Raw genomic sequence first — 16946 nt, 5'->3', positions numbered from 1 at the left:
AAACGCCGTACTTCCTCCACCAGTGCCTGAACCTGCTCGAAGGGCTGAACCCGGTGGACGGCCTTCTGGACACGAGGATCGAAATCCTGTACGCCAAAACTCACCCGATTGAAACCCAGGGTACGCAAATGCGCCAGTCTTTTCGGCGTAACCGTACGCGGATCGATCTCGATGGAACGTTCCATGTCGGGAAGCAGTTCAAAGCGCTGAGCCAGCAGGCTCATCAACTGGGTCAGTTCATCATCGTCCAGGAAGGTGGGAGACCCCCCCCCCAGATGTAACTGGGCGACCTGGCGATGACCTGCACCGACCAGAGGAACCACCAGATCCATTTCCTGTTCGAGATAACGAAGATATTCCGAAACCTTCCCATGGTCCTTGGTAATCACCTTGTTACAGGCACAGTAGTAGCAAACCGAGGCGCAAAAAGGCAAATGAACATACAGGGAGAGCGGCGCATGACCCGATGTCCCTGCCCGACTCCCCAAAGCATGGGCAAGATGTGCCCCCCACTCATCGGGCAGAAAACGATCCGCCGTCGGATAAGAGGTGTAGCGCGGCCCGGGAATGTCGAAACGCTCGACCAACTCGGGGGTAACGAAAGTCTCGGAATTGGGTTTAATGCGATCCATGGGGTGATTATCCCCTCAGCTCATCTCCCATATATTGACGGAAATCAACTTTTGACACGTTACCGCGTCGCCCCTGGAACCGCAGAAACGCAAACGGCTCGGGTTGACCGAGCCGTAATTCCCCGCCAGACAAGGAAAGCGCCACCGCAAAACAACGCCGCGGTGGCGAAGGTTCGCCGGCGGAGGGGGAAAGCCGGCTAGACGACCAAGTTAGAAACGGTAGCCCACCCCAACACCAAAAATGTAGGGATCCGGATGGAGTTGCAGAATCGTACCACCGGTAGCAGCGGAATCCAATCCCACGCTAACCCAGGTTTTCTTGATATCCGCATTCAACAACCAGTGGTTGTCCAGTTTGTAGTCCGCGCCCAACTGAACATCCTCACCCCAGTTATTCTGTTGCAGACCAACCGCACCACCCAGCAGCGAGACGTTCATGGTCCGCAGGTACATCACACCCGCCCCCACATAAGGAACAAATTTGCCCATTCCATCGAAGTGGTATTGCAGATTCAAAATTGGCGGCAATTCCTGCAATCCACCAATATAATTCCCATTCAATTGCACCTGATGGCTCAGCGGATAGGAGGCCACCAACTCCGCAGAAATGTTATGGGTAATGAAGTAGGAGACATCAACTTCCGGCTGGGTACGATTGGCCACCTTGATCGAATCGGCACCAATACCGCCGCCTGCATCATTGCCCTGTTGCGTATCCACCTGAAGCATCCGAACCCGGACGAGCCAGGGACTGGGCTCACCATCATCTGCAAAGGCGCTGGACGCAACGAATGGACCGGTCAAAGCGGTCAAGGCGATGGTCGCCACCAGAGTTTTTTTGGTCGAAAATTTCATTACTCCCCTCCTAAGTACGTTGTATGACAGGCATAATTTTTATGCAGTTCCTAAAGCCCTGCAGACGCATGGTAGCGCAGGACACAAGGACGCATTCTGATGCAAATCAATCTTGAATGAAACAGTTGGTTACAGGATCGCCGCAATCTCGAGAAAGATTGTTGCATTTACACAACAAACCGCCAACCAATGAAAAGAAATGAAACACGGACCAGGACCATCCACCAACCCGCTAATTATGGGTTTCAGTCCTACGCAATGCCAGGGCATCCCGATCAAGAATCCTCACCCGTCGCCCCCGTACTTCCAGCACACCTTCATCATGAAAGCGCGAAAGAAGACGGCTGACCGTTTCCAGTTTAAGCCCCAGGTAACTGCCAATGTCCTCCCGCGTCATGCGCAGGGTCATTTCCACGGAGGACTGGTGACGCTCGGCATGGCGATCTGCCAGATCGATGAGAAAATTGGCCAGACGCTCCTCTGAACGCATGCTCCCCAGCAACATCATGACATGGTGTTCGCGGACGATTTCCCGGGACAAATCCTTGTTGAACCGGTGCCGGAGGTTGGTCATGACCTGTCCCAACTGTTCAAACTGGTCAAAAGGAATGGCGCACACGGCACTGTCTTCCAGCGCGATGGCGTCACAGACATGATGGTCGCTATGAATGGCTTCCAAGCCCAGCAACTCCCCCATCATCTGAAATCCGGTGATCTGCCCCCGACCATCCTCATGAAGCAATACCGTCTTGAAAAAACCGGAACTGACGGCAAAGAGCGAACGGAAAGGATCACCGACGCGGTAAAGGTATTCACCCTTGGGCACGGCCTGACGATGATTCATATGCTGGTCGAGCAGATGAACCTCCTCATCGCTCAACCCGGCGGGAAGACACAACTCCCGGATGGTGCAATGACCGCATACAGATTTCAAGTCATGAAGATTCATAAGAGAAATAGCACCTGATCCAAAAAATTATTGAAAACCCACCACAGGATTTTGACTTATGTCATTGTACCCTTCCCGCTCTTTGAAAGGGAAAGCTTTTATGCCATCCTGTCGCAGAATCCACCTGGACTTTCCACCACAAAACACTTGCATCGATGGTTGCAAACCTTTATATTGTACGTATTCGTACTATCTACCCTCAGGAGACAATTCATGAAAAAAGCACGACTCATTCTCGCCCTGCTCGCCCCCCTTTCCGCATCCGTTCAAGCGGCCATGGATACCTATGTCACCGACCCCCATCACACCTTTGCCCGTTTCTCCTATAACCACCTCGGATTCAGCACCCAGTTGAGCCGCTTTGACAAGGTATCCGGAACGATCATGCTGGATACGGTAGCCAGGAAAGGTGCGGCCGACATCACGATCGATACCCGTTCTGTGAGTACCGGTTCCGATCATTTCAACGAGCATATTCAGGAAGCCGATTTCCTGGATACCGAGAAATTCCCCACCGCCACTTTCAAGGGAGATTCTGTCAAATTCACCGGGGATACGCCCACTGAAATCGATGGAATTCTGACCTTGAAAGGCATCAGTCACCCAGTGGCACTCAAGATCACTTCGTTCAAGTGCATGCTTCACCCCCTCCTGCACAAGGATGCCTGTGGCGGCGATGCAGAAACCCATGTCAAACGTTCCGACTTTGGCATGAGCAAATACGTGCCCTACGTGGGTGACGATGTCACCATCACGGTTTCCGTTGAAGCAATCAAAAAATAAAGGCAAGATTCCCCCCTGGAGTTGGCTCCCCAGGGGGGATTCAAAATAGACCCTCATGAATCAATGTGGTCTCGTCCGTACAGCCCAGAGCATAGCGACGACCATCACGGCCACTGCACCCCAGACCACATAAATCCAGGCAGAACGTTCTTCCTCGGCAAAAGGATCGGTCAGCGTCCGTTCCGCGTTCGGTGGGAGTTGGGCCAGTTGGGTCAGGGAAGCCCCAAAGCGCAGGTTGATTTTTGCCCGGGCATTGATCGCCCACCCGTTGGCATCGAGGATCGGACCCAGGGTACGAGAACGCAACTTGAACCATGCCAGCAGAAGGGATGGCCCGGAAATCAGGAGCAAAACGCCCAGAAGAACAAACGGAATCTGCCAGAACGCCAGGGAAAACAACCCGACCGCCACCGATGCCAGGGCAGTGCCGATGGCCCCCACCGCCATGCCGATGGCCGCAAAAATACCCGCGAACTTGCCCACGTCAAAAGCCTGCTGAGCCGCAGCAGAAGGTCCTCCTGCCCCTTTTTGAAGCGCAGGGACCGCAGAACCAACCCATAGATCATCGGCAGCCTTGGCTCTACTGGAAGCAAATTTCTCGAACTGATCGCTGATGGTGCGTACCATCTTCTTGTAAGGCGACCAGAATGCCTGACGCAGACTGATGGGTTGCTCGATGATACGCGTAATGGTGGCATCCCAATCCTGTCCTTTGGCATCATAGAACACACCGTTTCGCCCCACCCGCAACTGATCGGAATCTCCATCGGTGAAAGCAGCCGCAATGGTGATCTTCTGACCAGCGCGCGCACAATCGCAATAAACCAGGCAAATATTCGACAAATTGGCCAATACTGCATGCCTGGCCGCGTCATTCACCGTGACACACAGTTCACAGGAGCGACTGTCCAGATAAAGCGTTCCCGCTTGAAAAATGGCTTGACCCGTACGCGTATAAAAAGCCCTGAACGAAACGAAATTGTTCGCCAGAATCATGAGGTCTCGCACCAGTCGGACCAGTTTTTCCAGATCCCGAACCGTTTCATTCTCTATCTCCACAGGACAAGCCCCTTGCCAGGCCGCGAATTCCGCAAAGATACCCTTGAGTTGTACCCATTCACGCTCACTCAGCATGGCGCACCCGCCCAGAAGTGGAACGACCACCTGGGTCCGAAAAGAAGCCATGGCTTCTGCCCAGGCAGGATTGATTCCTTCGATCAGAGGCAGACGCCCCGAACTGTCGATAGGTGCCAGAGGCCATTCCAGCAAAGCCTCCCTGGTCACACTGGATGAAGAGAAAACCGCCTGATGTTGCGCCTCCGTGACGACCTCGCCACTCTGTCTTCCTTCAAAGGCCAGAATACGACAGCGCAAGTAATAATCATCCAGTTTATCTGCCACCTTTCTCAGGATCAGGTACCCATCCGGAGTTCTTTCACCGAGCGGCAAGTTGGCGGGGCAAGCCTCCTCCCAGGCCGTTCGGAGTCGGGCCGTGAAACGCACCTGTGCCTGCTCGACATCAGCGACCGTCAGCGACTCGGACTCGGTCTTGCCCAAATCCGCGAGCAACTGACGCGCCTGTTCGGCCAGTGCGCGGCCTTTCTCATCCTCGCGCAGATGGCTCAGTCTCAGGCCCTCTGGGGACTCTGCCAGAATTTCCGGGGTAATCAGCCGATCCGTCGCCCAGTCGATGGCCGCCAAAAGTTCAGGAGCCCGCACGCGCCCATCCTGATCCGTATCGATCAGATTCAGTGTGCGTTCATCAAATTGCAGTCCCTTGACCGGACAGGACAAGGCAACCCATAACTTTTGGTCCAATTGCCTGAGTTCAAGCAAATCCGAGGCAGTTTCGATCTTGACCTGATCAAACCCGCCCGCCCGAAAAAAACGCCAAACTTTGGAAACCCCCGCCATACCCGCCTCCACTTTCATTCCGACCGGTCCAAAGATTGAGGCATGCTCCGGAATCCCGATCAGTTCTGTCCCATAGAGGGATGTTTGTCACGCACCATCCGGGCCAGCAAGTTCATCACATCCAGACTGGCTTGTTCGGCTTTTTCCATGAACAGAATGATGCGGTCATGGATATCGGGATCTTCCAACCATTTACCCGTCATCAGACGACAAACTTCATGAACATTGTCATGAACTTTGGCATGCGGGGTTTCCAACAGGCGAAAAGACTGGAGGGAACCAAAGTCTTTCTGGCCGATGCCTTCATACCACTGCCCCAGGCGGCAATGGTGATGATCCACCGCCACCGCCTGGGCTGCCGTTGGATCCTCAGTCTGATTGAGCATGACGTAGGCCCGTTGTTTGTAAATGAGGTGGTCCACCTTGATCAAGGAAGTAAAACTCAAATCATGGGCGTAGGTTGCATCGCTCAATGTCTTGTTGGCGGAATCATTGAAGGAGGCGAAACGCTCGGCCATCTGACCGATGACCTGTAGCGATTGCACCGCATTCGAACGCATTTCTTCGGAATCCGCCTGCATCTCGTGGGTTTCCTGCTGCAATGTTTCCATGATCTGGCCGATGGACCTCGAAGCATGTTTGGTATTCTCGGCCAATTTTCTCACTTCATCCGCCACCACCGCGAACCCCCTCCCAGCCTCACCCGCCCGAGCCGCTTCGATCGCCGCATTGAGCGCCAGCAGATTGGTTTGATCGGCAATGGAGGTGATGAGTGCGACTGCCTGACGAATGTCCGTACTGCGTGAATTCAATTGCAATAAAGTCTGGTTGGCAGAATCCACCCGACGGGCTATATCATCCAGGCGCTGAACGACTTCCGCCACGAGCGACTTCCCGACATCCGCATCGGTACAGGTTTGGGTGGCCTGGTCCGTAACCGCGCGCATGCGCTCCGTGATCAGGCGCATGTCCTCCTGGGTAGAGGCCAGGTTCGGAAGCAAATTACGCGTACTGAGGTCGTGAGCCCGCGAAATGAGCCCATGATAAATTGAGCGGCGCTTCTGATCTGCCATGGCAGCCAGCAAAACATTCTGGTTTTCCAATCCCTTTCGAAATCCCCCGTGCAACCCCGTGGAAAGAGTCGTACGGTAGTATTTACCTTCGAGGTTGGCCCGGAAGGTCGTTTCCTGCTCACGAAAAAACGCGCCCAACTGGTCGAGCATATCATTGATATTCCAGCACAGCCCGCCCAGTTCCCCCTTATCATCCACCCCCAGGATACGATTATTGAAACGTCCCTGGGCGGCCTCACGCACCACCGCATTGAGTTTGTCGAGCGGTCCCATCCATCGGGTCAGAATGCGCAACGAAAGCCAGGGCAAAAACAACATGGGGAGCAGGAATCCCCACAACCAGGGAGAAACCACCCCCAGGCCCGCCGTCAACACCACCATCAGGCCCATCAAGACAGCCTGTATCGAGTAAATCAAGGTCATCCTGCCAATCAAGGAGTGGGTCATGGTCCGAGATATCCCCAAAAATTTAGAATGCTTTTACTTTTAAAGGATCAGATCGAGAGAACGAACTCGTCATAACCCATTCCCTTATCCGCCAATATCTTCAACAGAACCTGAGTGGAGGCATCGATGGCATCCCGTGCGCCCGCCTTTCGTTCGATATCCAGCAACATCTGGTACAGGCCTGCCATCACCTTGACCCCTTCGGCCTTGGGTTTTCGCCGCACGGAAAAATATCCCTCGATTTGACCTGACGGATCAAAGAGTGGGGTAACGTTGGCAAAAACCCAATAAAAACTTCCGTCCTTGGCCAGATTTTTAACGTAGGCGTGGCATTCATTTCCTTCGGAAATGACATCCCACAGCAGTTTGAACACGCATCGAGGCATATCCGGATGACGAATGATGTTATGCTGCACGCCAACCAGTTCCTGCCAGGTGTAGCCGGAAAACTCGATGAAGATCCGGTTCCCGTAGGTAATGCGTCCCTTGATGTCGGTCATCGAAACGATAAAGTCATTATCACGCATGACTTTTTCCACCTGGGTTGGCGATAATTTGTTTTTCATGAATCAACCTCTGGCTGGCATGAAAGATTCTGGGTCGAGCGTACAGTCCGTGTGAATTCTAGCACGGTCTTTTTGATACAAACGCCGGATCAGAGCAGATTTTCCTGATTATTTTCTGCTATCCTGAGCGCTCATCGTGAACGCGATTTGAAAGTGTCTTTCCATCCTTGCCGGGTCAGTGTCCCATGCGCTTCAAAAATATTCTTGGTTTCAAGGGTCGCATCCTGAGAATTTACGGTTCCATGATCGACCTCATCGTCGTGTTCCTGATCATGGTAATGCTGATCACCTTGGGGGTGGCTCTGTTCAGCGTTCTGGTAGACCTCTATGACGCACTGCGCAACCTGCGCCACGAAATCGCCATTCAAACCCTGGTGGAGTCCATTCTGTCCGTCTTCGTCCTGATCGAACTGTTTCGCAGTTTTACCGATTATCTGGAGTTTCACCGCTTGCGTCTGCGCGTCATTTCGGAAGTCGCCATCGTCTTCGTGCTGCGCGATGTGTTCATAGGACTCTACAGCCACAGCCTGGAATGGCGCGACATTCTGGCGCTGAGTCTGCTGATCGCCGTTCTGGTGGGCACCCGGGTCGCCTCCCTCTTTTTCCCACCGCCCCAGGAGTGAGCATGGCATCGTCGTTTCGTTGGCTGGGACGTTCCCTGTACTGGATCTGGCGTGGATTGATGGGCTTGGGTCAATTGGGCGTCAGCCTCGTATTCGTGATTCTCCTGTCCGCCGGCCTGACGACCTATTTGAGCAATCGCATTCCGGCCCCCAAATCAAAAACCACTCTGGTCATCGATCTGAACGCTCACCTGGTAGAGCAGGCGGCCCCCCGCACCGATAACCTTCTGAGTGCCAGCCTGTTGCATCAGAACGATTCTGGAGATATCGAGTTGCGCGACGTTCTCGAAGCCCTGGATGCGGCGGCTCAGGATCCCGCCATCGACCGCGTGCTGCTCAAGACCGATGGCCTTCAAGTGTCGGGAATCGCCATCCTGCACGAAGTTGCCCACGCGTTGGACCGTTTCAGAAAAACCGGGAAACCTGTCATCGCCTGGGCAGACCACTACGATCAACGCCAATATTTTCTGGCGGCCCATGCCGACCGTCTCTACCTCGACCCCCTGGGGCAAGTGCTCTTCCAGGGTTTCGGACATTACCGCAACTATTACCGTGATGCCCTCGATCGCCTCGGGATCAAGGTCAACCTGATCCGGGTGGGCACCTACAAAAGTTTCGGCGAACCTTTTGTAGCCAATGGTCCATCGCCAGCCGCTCTGGAGGCGGATCAAACCCTCTACCACGCACTTTGGGCGGATTTTGATCGCTCCATCGAAAATGCGCGTCACCAACCCGCCGGCATGATCGACCAGTCCATCGATCACCTTCCCCAGGATCTCGTCACCATGCAAGGCAATGCCGCCAAACTGGCGCTTGCCCAGCATTGGGTCGATGCCCTGGTTACCCCCGACGAACTGACCAATTTGCTGAAAAAAAATGGTCACGAGGAGGACAACGCCAAGGATTTTCGCCAGATTTCCCTGGATGATTATGTCTCCCGGCTTCCTGATCCCAAAAGCGGCAATAGCGTTGCCGTGATCGTCGCCGAGGGAGAGATACAGGATGGGGAAGCGCCGGCCGGAACGATTGGAGGGGTCACTACTGCGGAATTGATCCGGACGGCGCGGGAGGATGAACAGGTCAAGGCCGTGGTACTGCGCGTCGATTCACCTGGGGGCAGTGCCCATGCCTCGGAACTGATTCGGCGCGAACTGGCCCTCACCCGGGCAGCGGGAAAGCCGGTAGTGGTATCCATGGGCAATCTGGCGGCCTCCGGAGGGTACTGGCTGTCCTTATCCGCCGATGAAGTCATTGCCGACCCGGATACAGTGACGGGCTCCATCGGCGTATTTGCCTTGATCCCCACCGCCGATGGCCTCATGAACAAGGCTGGCATTCATACAGGGGGGGTCACCACGACCTGGCTGAGCGATGCCGACAACCTGTTGCGCCCCCTCGATCCGCGCTTCACCCAGATTCTGCAAAGCAGCGTGAATCACCTCTACCAGGACTTCATCCAGCGCACTGCCAGCGCCCGCCACCTTTCTCCCCAAGCCGTCGATACCGTCGCCCAGGGCCGGGTGTGGACCGGAACGCAGGCCTTGGACTACCATCTGATCGATCATCTCGGCCTGTTTCAGGACGCCCTGAAAAGCGCCCGTCTGCGGGCACATCTCGCGGAAAACGCCCCCGTTCACTATTACGATCCCAACCCCAGTCCATGGCAACGGTGGCTCAACCTGATCGGACAAAGCCTGTTGCCCAATCCTCTGGTGGCCTGGTTATCCCGAGGAACCTCCGCCCTGCCCCTCGCCTCGTCTTTCCAAATGCGGACCGACCTGGGAGTCCTGGTCAGCCCGCTGCTGAAAGGAACCGCCTCTTTCGTTCCCCTCACGCACTGTTTCTGTCAAGTTCCCTGAGCCATGTCCCCGCATCGTAACGTCAGGGAATTTAACGAGTTTCATGTCACCGACCAATGGAACTGACCGTTGAATATGGCCCTCCCATCCTGAGCGAAATGCGCAGGATGCCCGCTGCGACTTACCGCTCATTTCACGTATTGGTCCAGCATTCGGATTCTCCGCTGTTTCTGCCCATCCGTGCCCTGCAGGTATTGGCCATCCTCGAACACCATGAAATCACCTTCCTCCATCAGGATAATAAACAACGTGCGCTTCTGCGCTGGTTTCACTTCCGCCCACAAGACCGTCTGGACCTTCTGGCCCCCGTTCCTTTCGAGGCGCATTACTATCACCGTCAGGGGCTGGAATTGAAGGTACGACTCCCGGCAGAATTCGAGCGGGCCCTGGCTCTGTTCGAAGAAAAAAATCCCACCCGCCCCCTCACCTCTCCTGTCTCGTCATTCCCCCTGAAAAAATAGCGTTTGATGCGCCATATTCCATAAAAACTGTTATACTTGCGGGATTGATAACCCTGCTGATTGAATCCGAGGTCTGAATGCCGAACATCCGCGTCAAGGAAAACGAACCTTTTGATGTTGCCATGCGCCGCTTCAAGCGCGCCGTTGAAAAAACTGGGCTGTTAACCGAATTACGCGCCCGCGAATTCTACGAAAAACCCACTGCCGAACGCAAACGCAAACTGGCCGCTGCCATCAAGCGCCGTTACAAGCGCCTGCGCAGCCAGATGTTACCCCCAAAGTTGTACTAAGGGACTCTCAATCATCTGATTTCTCCCATCTCGCCCACCGGCGGGACGGGTAACAGGGACGCGAATGATCCCCAACGATTTCATTCAAACCCTGTTGGATCGAACGGATATCGTCGATCTGATCGGGCAATCGGTTCCGCTCAAAAAGTCGGGCGTCAATTACGTTGCCCGTTGTCCCTTTCATCAAGAAAAAACCCCCTCTTTTTCAGTCAACCCCCAACGTCAGTTTTTTCACTGCTTTGGTTGTGGCGCCAGTGGCAATGCCCTGGGTTTCGTGATGCAACATACGGGAGCCGGTTTCGTGGAAGCGGTCCAGCACCTGGCAGACCAAGCCGGACTGACCGTTCCCTCGAGCACGGAACCTGTCCGTCAGGCCCCCTCCAGAAGCGGCCTCGACCTGTTGCAACAGGTTGCCCTCCTTTACCAGGAAAAACTGGCCCAGACCCCCCACGCCCTGGAATACCTCAGGAGACGCGAGGTAACACCGGAGACTGCACAACATTTTGGTTTGGGCTATGCCCCCGGCGCGTGGCATGGACTGGAAGAAAAATTCCCCCAGGTCACCATCGACACCTGGCTGGCCCTGGGAATGATGGTCCGCAACGAAAACGGCAAGTGTTACGACCGTTTTCGCGATCGCCTCATGTTCCCCATCCATGACCATAAAGGACAGGTCATCGGCTTTGGCGGACGGGTCCTCGATTCCGGAGAACCCAAGTACCTGAATTCGCCGGAAACCGAACTATTTGAAAAAGGCAAGGAATTATACGGCTGGCCCCAGGCCCGTCAGGCACTGCGGCAGAACAACCAGATTCTCGTGGTCGAAGGGTACATGGATGTCGTCAGCCTGTCCCAGGCGGGGATCGGCAATGTCGTCGCCACCCTGGGGACAGCCACCACTGCCGATCAGGCAAGACGTTTATTGCGCAGTACGGACCGGATCCTTTTTGCCTTTGACGGCGACAAAGCCGGTCGCAAAGCCGCCGAACGTGCCCTGCACCTGATTTTGCCCATTTTCGAAGAAGGCAAGGAAATCGGCTTCCTGTTTTTCCCGGAAGGCGAAGATCCGGACAGTTTCGTGCGCCAGAATGGCCCTGCTGCACTGCACGCCAAAATTTCCACGGCCCTCCCGCTCTCCAACTTTGTCATGGAACGGCTGACCCAGGGACTGATACGCAGCCAACCCGAGCATCAGGGTCAATTTCTGCGTCAGGCACGGGAACTCCTGGCCACGCTGACGTCCCCCTGGCTCACCTTCTCACTGAAGCGATTGATGGCCGCATGGCTGGAAATTACCCCGGACCAGTTGAATTCGTTTCTCGGAACCACCGCTGCTCCCGTGGTTCAATCCCCTCAAGCGCGGTCACGCGCCCCCCTTCGTCCGCGTCAGGCGCCCAGTTCCATTGCCCATCAGTTGATGGCCTGTCTGCTGGTCGAACCCGCCTTTGCCCAGCAGGTCGGCATTCCCGACCAGGATACCCAAACCCCGCTCCTTCCTGAGGCACGGGCTCTACACCATTTGGCCAGTTATCTGCGCCACCAGGACCCCGTTCCCAATCTATCGCACATTCTCGAACATTTCCGCGCCCAGGATGAAGAAAAGTTGATAGAAGCCGTACTGAAAAGGGAATTTTTGACCCTGCAGGATACTCCAACGGAGGAATTGGTCCTGGTCTATCAGGATGGCCTGAAACGCTGGCAGAGTATGGGGCGCCAACAGGAGGCCAAGATTCTGCTCCAGTTGGCGCAGAGTCGCCCTCTGAATCAACAGGAAAAGGAACGATTGCAATGGTTGACGCTCAATCGTCTGGCACAGTGACTGGAAGGGTTCCTGATAATGGGCTATAATCCTCTGTTATTTTAACGATTCTGCCTGACAGGAGTACGATCGCCTATGGCTGCAGATAAACCCGAAGCGCGACAGTCCGACGTCGACGCGCAACGCACCCGGCTCAAAAATCTCATCGTACTGGGAAAAGACCGAGGATTTCTCACCTACGCTGAAATCAACGATCATCTTCCCGATGAGATGCTCGACTCGGATCAGATCGAGTCCGTCATCGGCATGATCAACGATATGGGTATTGCGGTGTATGACGAAGCGCCAGACAGCGAGCAACTGCTCATGTCGGAGGCGCCTCCGCCCATGGCCGACGAGGATGTGGTGGAAGAAGCCGAGGCCGCATTGTCCACGGTGGATTCGGATTTTGGCCGGACCACGGATCCTGTGCGGATGTACATGCGCGAAATGGGCTCAGTGGAATTGCTGACCCGAGAGGGGGAGATCGAGATCGCCAAGCGCATCGAAGATGGCCTCAAGCACATGATCCAGGCAATCTCTTCCTGCCCTTCCACCATCGATGAAATCCTGGCCCTGGTGGACTCCGTGGTTGCGGGAACGTTGCGAATCGACGAGGTCATCGACGGGCTGATCGACAGCGATGGCGCCCTCCTTTCGGACGAAGAACTGACCGAAGATGCCGAGATCGACCTCACTCAGGATGAAGATGAAGAGGCAGACGAAGATGCCAATGCATCCAATGCCAATCTCGAACACCTGAAAACTGAAGCCCTGATCCGCTTTTCCCGAGTCCGGGAACTCAATCGGCAATTGCAGCAGACCCTTGCCAGCGCAGGACATGCCAGCGAAGAATACAGATCATTACAGCAATCCGTCTCGACGGAACTCATGGCCATCCGTTTCACAGCCAAACAGGTGGAATTTTTGTGCAGTAGCCTGCGCCGGTTGGTGGACAGGGTCCGGGCCCACGAACGCAACATCATGCACCTCTGCGTCAGTTCTGCGGGGATGCCACGCAACTACTTCATCAAATCCTTTCCCGGGAATGAGGTCAACCTGCATTGGCTGAGTGATGAAATCAGCGCCAAGCGGAGTCACAGCGCGGCCCTGGAGCGTTTCAAGTATGCGATCGTTGAAGAACAGGAACGAATCCTTGCGCTGCAAAGGGAAGTGGGCATCCCCATCCGCGACCTCAAGGAGATAGCGCGCCAGATGTCCACCGGAGAGGCTCGTGCGCGCCGCGCCAAGCGTGAAATGATCGAAGCCAACCTGCGTCTGGTCATTTCCATTGCCAAAAAATACACCAATCGCGGCTTGCAATTCCTTGACCTGATCCAGGAGGGGAATATCGGTCTGATGAAGGCAGTGGACAAATTTGAATACCGGCGTGGCTACAAGTTCTCCACTTATGCCACCTGGTGGATCCGTCAGGCCATTACCCGGTCCATCGCCGATCAGGCCCGCACCATCCGGATTCCGGTGCACATGATTGAAACCATCAACAAGATGAACCGCATCTCCCGCCAGATTCTGCAGGAAACCGGACTGGAACCGGACGCCTCCGAACTGGCACGAAAAATGGAAATGCCCGAGGACAAGATTCGCAAGATCCTCAAAATTTCCAAAGAACCCATTTCGATGGAAACGCCCATTGGAGATGACGACGACTCCCATCTGGGTGATTTCATCGAAGACAATGCGACCGTCGCGCCGGCCGACTCTGCCCTCTATGCCAGTTTGCGCGATGCCACCAAGGACGTTCTGGACTCTCTGACGCAACGGGAAGCCAAGGTGCTGAGAATGCGTTTTGGCATCGAAATGAGTACGGACCATACGCTGGAAGAGGTGGGCAAACAATTTGATGTGACGCGGGAACGCATCCGTCAGATTGAGGCCAAGGCCCTGCGCAAGTTACGTCACCCCTCGCGTTCGGAACGACTGCGTAGTTTCATAGAAAATTCGGAAAGTTGAGTTAACCGGGCCCCTAGCTCATGCCTGGTTAGAGCAGCGGACTCATAATCCGTTGGTGCTCGGTTCGACTCCGAGGGGGCCCACCATCTTTAGCGATGCAACCGGGACAATGAATCCTGAAATTCATCGATCGGTACGGGCTTGCCAAACAGGTAACCCTGGTGTGCATAGCAGCCATTGCGTTCGAGGAAATCGCGCTGCTTTTCCGTCTCTACGCCTTCGGCAATGACTTTCAGTCCAAGATTATTGGCCATCCCGATGATGGTTTGAACAATCGCTGAATCATGGGCATCAGTGGCGACGCCGCGCACAAAACTCTGGTCGATCTTGATCTGGTCCAGCGGCAGGCGCTTGAGATAGGACAAGGAAGATTGCCCCGTGCCGAAATCATCCAGCGAGAAACGGATCCCGACATCGCGCAGCGCCTGCATTTTCTCGATGCTGTCTGTAATGTCATACAACATCAGAGACTCGGTCAGTTCAAGTTCAAGTCCAAGTTTAAGCGGATCAACGCCAACTTTTTTCAGCACACCAAGCACCTGTGTGACAAAGTCGGGTTGACGGAACTGCCGCGCGCTGACATTGACAGCGAGGTGTAACTGATGGGCAAGTGGATCAGCCTGCCATGCCTTGAGTTGGGTACAAGCCATTTGCAACACCCATTCCCCGATCGGTACAATGAGACCCGTTTCCTCGGCGAGCGGAATGAATTCCACAGGAGAAACCAGCCCCCGCCTGGGGTGCTGCCAGCGCAGCAGCACTTCGGCACCCATCACACCATGTTCGTTGACCTGTACCTGATAGTAGAGTTCGAATTGCTGATGTGAGAGCGCCTGGCGTAGGTCCGCCTCCATCACAGCGCGCAATTCCAGTTCGGTCTGCATGGCAGGATCGAAAAATCGCAAGGTGTTGCGTCCCGAGGTCTTGGCCTGATACATCGCGGTATCGGCATATTTGAGCAGGTCGTCCAGACCAACACCATCGCCGCAAAACAGGCTGATGCCGATGCTGGATGAACTGTGATATTCGACCCCTTGAAGAACAAAGGGCTGGTTGATGGCTGCGAGTATTTTCTCCCCGACATCCCGTGCCGCCGCCGCCGCATGCTGGACATCTTCGTTCAGATCCTCGAGCAGGACGACGAACTCGTCCCCCCCCTGGCGGACAACCGTATCATCGCTGCGCACACAATTCTGGAGACATTTGGCGACCTCAACCAACAGTAAATCGCCGACATCGTGTCCTCGAGTATCGTTGAGTATCTTGAAATTATCCAGATCGATGAACAAAATTGCGCCATGGCTCTTGTGGCGTGCGCTGAACCCCAGCGCCTGCTGCAAACGGTCCCGCAACAAACGACGGTTGGGCAGCATGGTGAGCGGATCGTAGAAGGCAAGTTGGTAGATTTTTTCATCTGCCTCCCTGTGGCGCGTAATGTCTGAAAATACCCCGACATAATGCGTCACCTCTTCATTTTCATCGATCACGGCAGTAATGGTCAGCCACTCCAGGTAAATCTCACCATCCTTGCGCCGGTTCCAGATTTCCCCCTGCCAGTATTTGTCGCGAATGAGAGTTTCCCACAGACTGCGATAAAAAGCCGCATCCTGCCGCCCAGACTTGAGCATGGCCGGTGTCTGGCCTATCGCCTCAGTGTCGCTGTAGCCAGTCAAACGGGTGAAGGCGCGATTGACACGGATGATACGGTTGTTCCGATCCGTAATCACGATACCTTCCTGGGTGTCGAAAGCCGTAGCGGCGATATGCAGTTCCTGCTCGGCTCGCTTGCGCTCGTTTTCCCGATCGAAACTATCCAGCGCAAATGAGATATCGCGCGACATTTCATCGATAACCCCGGTCATTTCAGCGTCGAATGCGCTGGCATGGGAATGGTAAACGGTGAATACCGCGAACGGTTTTCCAGAGCGTGGAATCGGAAAGGAGCCACTCGACCCCCAGCCGTAGTGCAACGCGCGCGCGCACCATGGTGCCGAGATATCGTCCAACTTGAAGTCGTTGACGACCACATTGCGATTTTCTCGAAATGCAATGGCAGATGGTCCGCGCCCTTCAGGCCGATCCTCCTTCGAGGAAATCACGAGACCGTTCAGGTATTCGGCCTCCCCATAACTCACCACCGGCTCGATCACCCCATTGGCTTCATTCAATTGTCCAATCCAGGCCATCTTCATGCCACCAAAATCCACCGCCATCCTGCACACCAGCGGGAACAGGGAGGCCTCTTCATCCATCCGAACAATGGCCTGATTGACTTCGCTGATTGCCTTGTAAAATTTCGTCAGACGTTCGTTGCGCGCTTCCAGCATTCTTCGCGCACGGGCTCCCTGCTCTGCCAGCAACGCCCGCTGGACGGCAGGAGCCAGTCTGGCCAGTCGGTCTTTCAGCACATAATCCTTGGCACCGGCATGGATCAACTCCACCGCCTCGATGTCGGAAAGCGCACCGGTAACCATGACCACCGGCACTTCAGGATGACTGAACTGCACGATCTCCAGTGCTGCCATGCCATTGAAATTGGGCAGGTTGTAATCCGACAGGATAACGTCCGGATGGAATTCATCGAGCGCCCGAATGAATGCATCCCTCGTTTCCACACGCATCGAAGTAAAAACAATACCGGCCTTGCGCAGTTCACGCCCGGCCAATTCCGCGTCGGCAGGTGTGTCTTCCAGCATCAAGACATGCAACTCGCGGGTCATGT

General features: G+C 55.0%; 14 protein-coding genes, 1 tRNA gene and 1 pseudogene. 8 read left to right on the top strand and 8 right to left on the bottom strand.

Annotation, left to right across the window (positions count from 1 at the left end):
• From M6F29_RS03355 to M6F29_RS03345, 3 genes are all read right to left on the bottom strand, one after another.
• Nucleotides 1-632: radical SAM protein (locus tag M6F29_RS03355; protein WP_298157522.1), on the bottom strand; the 632-nt coding region annotated here is incomplete at its 3' end.
• Between the two features lie 210 nt (nt 633-842).
• A complete protein-coding gene (locus tag M6F29_RS03350) occupies nt 843-1487 on the bottom strand; it encodes an OmpW/AlkL family protein (RefSeq protein WP_297478463.1) in 645 nt (214 codons plus the stop codon).
• 232 nt (nt 1488-1719) lie between these two features.
• Nucleotides 1720-2436, bottom strand: coding sequence for a helix-turn-helix domain-containing protein (locus M6F29_RS03345; RefSeq protein WP_298157519.1), 717 nt, complete (start codon nt 2434-2436; stop codon nt 1720-1722).
• A 213-nt stretch (nt 2437-2649) separates the two neighbouring features.
• Here M6F29_RS03345 and M6F29_RS03340 point away from each other — a divergent pair, with 213 nt between their 5' ends.
• Nucleotides 2650-3219, top strand: a complete 570-nt coding sequence (locus M6F29_RS03340; RefSeq protein WP_297456295.1) for a YceI family protein — start codon at nt 2650-2652, stop codon at nt 3217-3219.
• Between the two features lie 60 nt (nt 3220-3279).
• Here M6F29_RS03340 and M6F29_RS03335 read toward each other — a convergent pair whose 3' ends face one another.
• The 4 genes and pseudogenes from M6F29_RS03335 to M6F29_RS03325 form a co-directional block, all read right to left on the bottom strand.
• A complete protein-coding gene (locus tag M6F29_RS03335) occupies nt 3280-5133 on the bottom strand; it encodes a hypothetical protein (protein WP_298157516.1) in 1854 nt (617 codons plus the stop codon).
• 59 nt (nt 5134-5192) lie between these two features.
• Nucleotides 5193-5651: a CZB domain-containing protein gene (locus M6F29_RS12515; protein ID WP_524537702.1), complete on the bottom strand. Its 459-nt coding sequence runs from the start codon at nt 5649-5651 to the stop codon at nt 5193-5195.
• Nucleotides 5652-5669: 18 nt separating this feature from the next.
• Nucleotides 5670-6080, bottom strand: a pseudogene (locus M6F29_RS12510) (methyl-accepting chemotaxis protein); the annotation flags it as partial.
• A 620-nt stretch (nt 6081-6700) separates the two neighbouring features.
• Nucleotides 6701-7219, bottom strand: a complete 519-nt coding sequence (locus M6F29_RS03325) for a PAS domain-containing protein (RefSeq protein ID WP_298157514.1) — start codon at nt 7217-7219, stop codon at nt 6701-6703.
• A gap of 185 nt (nt 7220-7404) precedes the next feature.
• On the opposite strand from M6F29_RS03325, the gene M6F29_RS03320 reads away from it, so the two are divergent.
• The 7 genes from M6F29_RS03320 (at nt 7405) to M6F29_RS03290 (ending at nt 14310) form a co-directional block, all read left to right on the top strand.
• On the top strand, nt 7405-7842 hold the full coding sequence (locus tag M6F29_RS03320) for a phosphate-starvation-inducible PsiE family protein (protein ID WP_031595720.1): 438 nt from the start codon (nt 7405-7407) through the stop codon (nt 7840-7842).
• A 2-nt stretch (nt 7843-7844) separates the two neighbouring features.
• A complete protein-coding gene (sppA, locus tag M6F29_RS03315; RefSeq protein ID WP_298157512.1) occupies nt 7845-9701 on the top strand; it encodes a signal peptide peptidase SppA in 1857 nt (618 codons plus the stop codon).
• Nucleotides 9702-9757: 56 nt separating this feature from the next.
• Nucleotides 9758-10162 carry a hypothetical protein gene (locus M6F29_RS03310; protein ID WP_298157509.1) on the top strand — a complete coding sequence of 135 codons (405 nt, stop codon included), beginning with the start codon at nt 9758-9760 and terminating at the stop codon, nt 10160-10162.
• Nucleotides 10163-10239: 77 nt separating this feature from the next.
• Complete coding sequence (rpsU, locus tag M6F29_RS03305; protein ID WP_297451279.1) at nt 10240-10452, top strand: 30S ribosomal protein S21; 213 nt, start codon at nt 10240-10242, stop codon at nt 10450-10452.
• A gap of 64 nt (nt 10453-10516) precedes the next feature.
• A complete protein-coding gene (gene dnaG, locus M6F29_RS03300; protein ID WP_298157506.1) occupies nt 10517-12271 on the top strand; it encodes a DNA primase in 1755 nt (584 codons plus the stop codon).
• A 75-nt stretch (nt 12272-12346) separates the two neighbouring features.
• Entirely contained in the window at nt 12347-14224 is a 1878-nt protein-coding gene (gene rpoD, locus M6F29_RS03295) for an RNA polymerase sigma factor RpoD (RefSeq protein ID WP_298157504.1), read from the top strand.
• A gap of 7 nt (nt 14225-14231) precedes the next feature.
• Nucleotides 14232-14310 (top strand) — tRNA-Ile (locus M6F29_RS03290).
• A 3-nt stretch (nt 14311-14313) separates the two neighbouring features.
• Here the strand turns inward: M6F29_RS03290 and M6F29_RS03285 are convergent.
• On the bottom strand, nt 14314-16944 hold the full coding sequence (locus M6F29_RS03285) for an EAL domain-containing protein (protein ID WP_298157501.1): 2631 nt from the start codon (nt 16942-16944) through the stop codon (nt 14314-14316).
• Nucleotides 16945-16946: the final 2 nt, after the last annotated feature.

Origin of the sequence: Ferrovum sp., assembly GCF_027317285.1 — a bacterium.
Taxonomy (GTDB): domain Bacteria; phylum Pseudomonadota; class Gammaproteobacteria; order Burkholderiales; family Ferrovaceae; genus Ferrovum.
This window is presented reverse-complemented; position numbering and strand designations above follow the sequence as displayed.